Annotated in this window: 6 protein-coding genes; all 6 read left to right on the forward strand. The window is 64.0% G+C overall.

Translation table 11 applies throughout. From position 1 onward, the window contains the following. Positions 1 to 3 precede the first annotated feature (3 nt). Positions 4 to 831: a hypothetical protein gene (locus Q0568_RS12140; protein ID WP_298866853.1), complete on the forward strand. Its 828-nt coding sequence runs from the start codon at positions 4 to 6 to the stop codon at positions 829 to 831. Between the two features lie 33 nt (positions 832 to 864). Further along, positions 865 to 1,125: an SOS response-associated peptidase family protein gene (locus tag Q0568_RS12145; RefSeq protein ID WP_298866854.1), complete on the forward strand. Its 261-nt coding sequence runs from the start codon at positions 865 to 867 to the stop codon at positions 1,123 to 1,125. Between the two features lie 39 nt (positions 1,126 to 1,164). Beyond that, positions 1,165 to 2,292, forward strand: a complete 1,128-nt coding sequence (locus Q0568_RS12150) for a tyrosine-type recombinase/integrase (RefSeq protein ID WP_298866855.1) — start codon at positions 1,165 to 1,167, stop codon at positions 2,290 to 2,292. Continuing rightward, entirely contained in the window at positions 2,286 to 4,559 is a 2,274-nt protein-coding gene (locus Q0568_RS12155; RefSeq protein WP_298866857.1) for a site-specific integrase, read from the forward strand. Before Q0568_RS12150 ends, Q0568_RS12155 begins: the two co-directional genes overlap by 7 nt. Before the next feature lie 223 nt (positions 4,560 to 4,782). Further along, positions 4,783 to 5,142 carry a metalloregulator ArsR/SmtB family transcription factor gene (locus Q0568_RS12160; protein WP_298866859.1) on the forward strand — a complete coding sequence of 120 codons (360 nt, stop codon included), beginning with the start codon at positions 4,783 to 4,785 and terminating at the stop codon, positions 5,140 to 5,142. Next, complete coding sequence (locus Q0568_RS12165) at positions 5,139 to 5,795, forward strand: cation transporter (protein ID WP_298866861.1); 657 nt, start codon at positions 5,139 to 5,141, stop codon at positions 5,793 to 5,795. The genes Q0568_RS12160 and Q0568_RS12165 overlap by 4 nt, the downstream gene beginning before the upstream one ends. Positions 5,796 to 6,192 lie beyond the last annotated feature (397 nt).

Raw genomic sequence — 6,192 nt, forward strand, 5'->3', positions numbered from 1 at the left:
ACGTTGGACGCCGCGCTGGACTCTGAGGGGAACCCGGTCACGATCGACCAGGTCCGCGGTCTCGCCGTGCTCCCGGATCTCTGGTGCCCGGGTGAACTGCGCGACGGCTCGGAGTGCGGCGCCAAGGTGTGGGCGACGTCGCTGCAGAGCACGAAACGTGCCGCGGCGTTCGCCGCTCACCATGGCGAAGGGTGCGACGAGGGATCGGAACGCTCGAGGGACCGCCCGGGCGACGCCGGCCACGAGCACCCACAGGGCACCAGGCCTGTCCGGTGGCGGATGCGCCTCGGCATCGCAGAGTCTTCCACCGGCCCGGACGGGCGTCGACGTCCAGACTCGAAGCGGCCCGGCCAGCTGACCCGCCGATACCGCACTGAGCCGAGCCAGCAGGAGGCGGACAGCGCCGACCAGCGCTCGTTCTCGACGATGCTGGTCAACCTGATCGCCGACACGATGCCGGCCGGCCTCGAGCTCGTCCTCGGCACCCAGGATCCGGTGCCGGCCGATCAGGTCATCGTGCACGCACACGACGCGGCGATCGCCACACGGCTCGACACGGATCTCATCATCTGGGGGAGGGTCGCCGGCTACACGCGCACGCAGTGGGACGGGCTCATGCTGCGCCTCGTCGACGCGGCCAACCAGGTAGCGATCCTCGTCGACAAGAAGAACCTCGCACGCCTGCAGATCACGGACGCAGGCACGCTCGTCGGCCGGCACGTGATCGCCTACGGCCGCTACACCCTCCCGGAGGGCTCCCGACGGCCGCACGTGCGCGCCGCGCACGCCTCGGTGGCGTTCAACCCGCGGGTGATGCGTCGACGCCGCTGAGCGAGCGTCTGTGGCCGGTGAGAGGATCAGGGCATGTGCGGGCGCTTCGCGATGGACAAGAAGACCGACGAGCTGATCCGGGAGTTCGTCGCCGATGGCGGCCGCGCCGAGGACTGGGCAGGCAGCTACTCGATCGCGCCCACACAGGCGGCGCCGATCGTCCGCGAGCGACTCGTCGACGATGTCGTCGAGCGTGAGCTCGAGCTCGCCCGGTGGGACTGGGACAGGCCTGCCAGCCGGCCGAAGGTGCCGATCATCAACGCCCGGATGGAGAAGGTGTGTATACCGAACTAAGCCGCTCTCCTGTCGGTCCTCGGTGCGATGCTCGATCAGATGGAGAAGCGAACTCGCGTCGGCGCCGTGCTGGCCCTCGATGACCCTCCCTTCTGGGCTGTCATCGATGGTGATGGCGAGGTCATCGCGGCAGTCTCGGACTTCATGCTCGACTTCTGGGCACGTGGGAACGCTGAATCGAGCTGCCGGTCGTACGCGTACGGGCTGTTGAGATGGTTTCGTCATCTCGCACTTGAGCGCGAGAACTGGGAACGTGCAGCACGTGAAACAGTGCGCGACTTCGTGCTCGCCTGTCGCCAACCTTCGGCTCTGAGCGCTCGGCCGCTCTCGCCTCGGACGCTGAATCACAACCTCGCCGTGATCTCGGCCTTCTACGACTATCAGCTTGCGCAACAGCGCGGTCCGATCATCAATCCCGTACCTGCGCGCCGTGCCCAGAGCGGCCAGCGGCTGAACGCTCACCACAACCCTGAACTGGCGTTCCGACGTGACCGTCGGGCCGACTTTCGTCAGAAGGTCCCGAAGACGGCGCCTCGACTGATCGTGGAGTCGCGCGTCGCCGAGATCCTTCAAACCATCAACAATGCGCGGGATCGCGCGCTCGTCGAGTTCTACCTCTCCAGCGCCGCCCGCCCTTCAGAGCTGCTCGGCATGACTCTCGAAGACGTCGACCCGGGGTCCCAGCGCATCACTGTTGAGCGGAAGGGCTCTCGCGCAAAGCAGGCGCTGCCAGCCTCGTCCAACGCGTTCCTGTGGCTGCGGCTGTACCAAGAGTCGCTGCCGCCCGATTTACTCGCGAAGGGCAACCCGGTGTGGTGGACGAATCGACGCCCGTATCGGCCGTTCGGGTATGACGCTGCCAGAGCGATGTTCAACAGGGTCGGCCTCGAGATAGATGCGAAGTTGCGCCTTCACGGCCTTCGGCACACTGCAGCGGTGCGGATGTCCAACGACCCCGCTCTGACACTCAGCGACATCCAACGCATTCTCGGCCACCTGCATCTGTCCACGACCCAGGAGTACCTCCAACAGCATGACGACGACGTCATCGAGCGCGTCGCTCAGCACCTTCTGGCGCGGTCAGAGCCTAAGCCCACGCCGGAGGCTCCGGGGTTGACCTACGACAGCTCCGATCTTGACGAACTTCTGGGGGACGCATCATGGTGAAAGACCTCATCGAGACGGAAGACCCGATCGAAGCGCCGCTTACAGCGCCGCAACTCCGTCGACATCGACAGCCGTCCCGAGGACGATCACGCCCCGGCGTGTTCCTCAACGCCGCGATTCCTCACACGCCGTACGACGATGGAATCCGGAGCGACTATCGCCCGATCGTTCAGATCTTCATCGATACGCTGATGACCTTCCCCGGCGAGACTTGGCAACGGCGCTGGGACGCCAGCGGGGTCGAGAACTTGCCGAGCTTGACCTGGTACGACGCCTTCCCCGGCCTCAACGACGTCGCTCGCGAGCTCCGCACGAGTCCAGGCGTAGCGGTGTCGATCTTCATTCGCCTCGACGCACTTCGACCGAGTGCAGAGTTCCTGAACCGGGTAGGTCGCATCCGCCTCAACGGCTTCTCGCCATGGTCGCTCGAAGGTTTCCCCACGGATGCTGCACGAGACACGTTGCGAGCGGTCCTCATCCTCCAGGCGGCGACGGGCAAACATCTGAGAGAGATCACGGCGGACGACGTCGTGGCTTTCGCCGCGGTTGCCCGCAAACCCATCCGCCGCGGGCTCGCAGACGCACTCGAGATCCTGAAACAGCTCGGCATTGTTCCGCTGGCCCTGCCGCCTCTTCGGCAGCTCGCGAAGCCGCCGAGGCCGGACGCCGCGGCGATGGTCGCGAGGAACAAGATCGAGCCGCCCGCCGTCGCAGAGATGTTCGCACGTTACCTCAAGTCTCGAGCACCAAGCGTGGACTACCCCACTCTGCAGGCGATGTCGACCGAGCTGCTCCGGAACTTCTGGATGGAGATCCGCTCGCGCAATCCCGAGCAAGCCGACCTGCGCATCGCGCCAGACATCGCAGAGTGGTGGAAAACCGAATCGGTCGGACGCCTGAAAAACCGCTACCGCACCCTGTTCGCAGTGCGCGCGATGTACCTCGACATCGCGGTGTGGGCTACCCATGACGCCTACTGGGCGACCTGGTCGACCGCGAGCATCGTGACTCAGATCGACACCGCAGGCCACCAGAAGCATAGACGGCGAGTGATCGCAGCTCACCACCAGCGCGTCCGCAAGATCGCCCCTAGCGTCCCGAAGCTCCTGGCTGCCATCGACGCAGACCTCGAGCATCAGGAGTCACTTCTGCTCGCGGCGACCGCGGCCCCTCTCGGAGAGCGATTCGAATGGGCTGGACGAGCGTACCTTCGTGAAACGGGTGCGGGTCCCGGGGTGTCCATGACGGCAGTTCCGATTCTGGATCTCGCGACCGACACCCGCATCCTCCAGGCACGGATCGCGGAGCGAGCATTCTGGTCCTGGGCGATCGTCCATGTCATGCACGAGACCGGCATGCGGCAGGAAGAAGTCTCGGAGCTCACGGCAACCGCCTTGTTCACCTACGAAGCATCGACAGGTGAGAAGATGCTCTTGCTACAGGTTGTCCCGTCGAAATCCGATCGAGAACGCGTGCTCCTCGTTTCACCCGAACTCGCACACGTTCTCGCTCGCCTCAGGCAAAGAGCGCGCGGCGATGAACGTCAGGTCCCGCTCGTGATCCGCTACGACTCGCTCGAGCGAGAGTTCTCCCCACCGTTGCCATTTCTGTTTCAGTGGAAAGACGGCGATATACGGCGGGTGTTCTCCCCTGCGGCATTCAAGAACTTCGTCGCATACGCCGTGCGAGCGGCGGGCCTCGACAGCCCTGAGACTCGTCTGACTGCGCACGATTTCAGGCGACTGTTTGCGACGGACGCGCTGCGATCCGGGCTCCCCGTGCACATCCTCGCCAAGGTGATGGGGCACTTGAACATCTCCACCACCCAGGGCTACGCGGCGGTCTTCGACGAAGACGTTGCCCGGCATTTCCGGCAGTTCGTCGATCGCCGCCGGTCGCTGAGGCCAGCGGAGGACTACCGCGACCCATCGCCGACTGAGCTCGAGGAGTTCCACGCGCACTTCTCCAAGCGCAAGGTCGAACTCGGATCCTGCTCACGCGGCTACGGAACCCCCTGTATTCATGAGCACGCGTGCATCCGCTGCCCGATGCTCCGCCCCGACCCGGCGCAACGTCACCGCCTCGAGACCATCCTCGCGAATCTGCACGAGCGACGCGCGGAGGCCAAGCGCATGGGGTGGCTCGGCGAACTCGAGGGAATCGAGATCAGCATCCGGGCAGCGGAGGAGAAGCTGGGACAGATGAGTCAGATAGTCCGGCTGACCCTCGAACGACGTCGTCCGGACGGTGAAAACCCCACGCCTTGACCCCACGCGGTTCATGGACAGATCTTCAGCCGCAAACGGTACACCACCCGTTTCGGTGCGTTTGGGTTTCGGCAGGGGGTTACGGCGCGTCGAGCCTCGGCGTGTCGCATTTGCGGTAGGCAACTTCCATCAGCCCACCGAAATCGATCGTTTTCGGCGCGGTCTAGCTCGCAGAGCCGCCCCAAGGTTACATGATGGTCATCATTCGCTGTATAGTCACTACATGCTGACTATTGCCTCGCGTCTTGATGTGATGAACAGGCTCGGCCGCGCCATGGCCGATCCCACCCGTTCTCGCATCCTCATGTCTCTGCTCGACGGTCCGAGCTATCCGGCGGTGCTGTCGCGATCGCTGGAATTGTCACGGTCGAACGTGTCGAACCATCTCACTTGTCTTCGGGACTGTGGAATCGTCGTCGCAGAACCGGAAGGCCGCCAGACCCGTTACAAGATTTCCGACCCGCACCTGGCCGTCGCGCTCGTCGCGCTCGTCGACGCGACTCTGGCCGTCGACGAGCAGGCACCGTGCCTGGATGCCTCCTGCACGGTGCCCGGGTGCTGCGAGACGGGAGCCGCCGTATGAGCGCTCAACTGACTGACGCCCGGCGATCGAAGCTTCATCGCCGTGTCCGCTTCATCGTCGGGTTCACGATCTCTTACAACGTCATCGAAGCGATTGTGGCTATCTGGGCTGGCTCACTCGCGTCATCGGCCGCGCTGATCGGGTTTGGTCTGGATTCGGTCGTCGAAGTCCTATCCGCGGCGGCGATTGCCTGGCAGTTCACCCGAAAGGATCCCGAGCGCTGGGAGAAGGTCACTGTTCGCGCGATCGGCATTGCGTTTTTCGCTCTCGCGGCCTATGTCACAGTCGACGCGGTAATGGCTTTGATCAGCCAGGAAGGACCCGATCACAGCCCGCTCGGACTCGGGATCACTGCACTGAGCCTGATCATCATGCCGCTCCTCGCGTGGTTCGAAGTCCGCACCGGCAAGGAGCTCGACTCGAAAAGCGTGATGGCTGACGCCAAGCAGCTCATCCTGTGTATCTATCTCTCCGGCGCTGTGTTTATCGGCCTCGTCTTGAACTCACTGTTCGGCTGGTGGTGGGCTGATTCCGTCGCCGCGCTCGTCGTCGCATTCCTCGCAATCCGTGAGGGGATCGAAGCATGGCGCGGAGACGTTGAGTCCCCGTTCGAGGTGCTCGAAGACCTTGATGGTGACAATGATGACGACTGATCCCGGCAAGCGGTGAGGGTGTCCAACCGGTACACGTTTCCGGCGGCAAGCTAGGTCGACCGCGCCGCGGCTGCCGAAAACGATCGATTTCGGTGCCTCGTCGTGTATTAGAGGATTCCAACAGTTGGGTCTGCTGCACGGATAGGTGACAGGTTGTAGTCACGCAGCCAGTGCGGCTGGCGTGTTCTGTTCCGAGCTGTCAGAGGGTGTTGCAGATAGCGCACCTATGCGTGCATCTTCATCGTGCGAGGTATACGGGCTCTTCGCAGTTGAGGGTGTAGTCGAGGGCCAGCGGGTGGTTCGCGGATAGACGTCGAGGTCTTCCAGGATGGAAGTTCTCACACTGCCCGTCCGCCGGAAGACCTCGACTTGCACCACCCTACGTTCGCGACCCCTG

Origin of the sequence: uncultured Microbacterium sp., from assembly GCF_937927635.1 — a bacterium.
GTDB lineage: Bacteria > Actinomycetota > Actinomycetes > Actinomycetales > Microbacteriaceae > Microbacterium.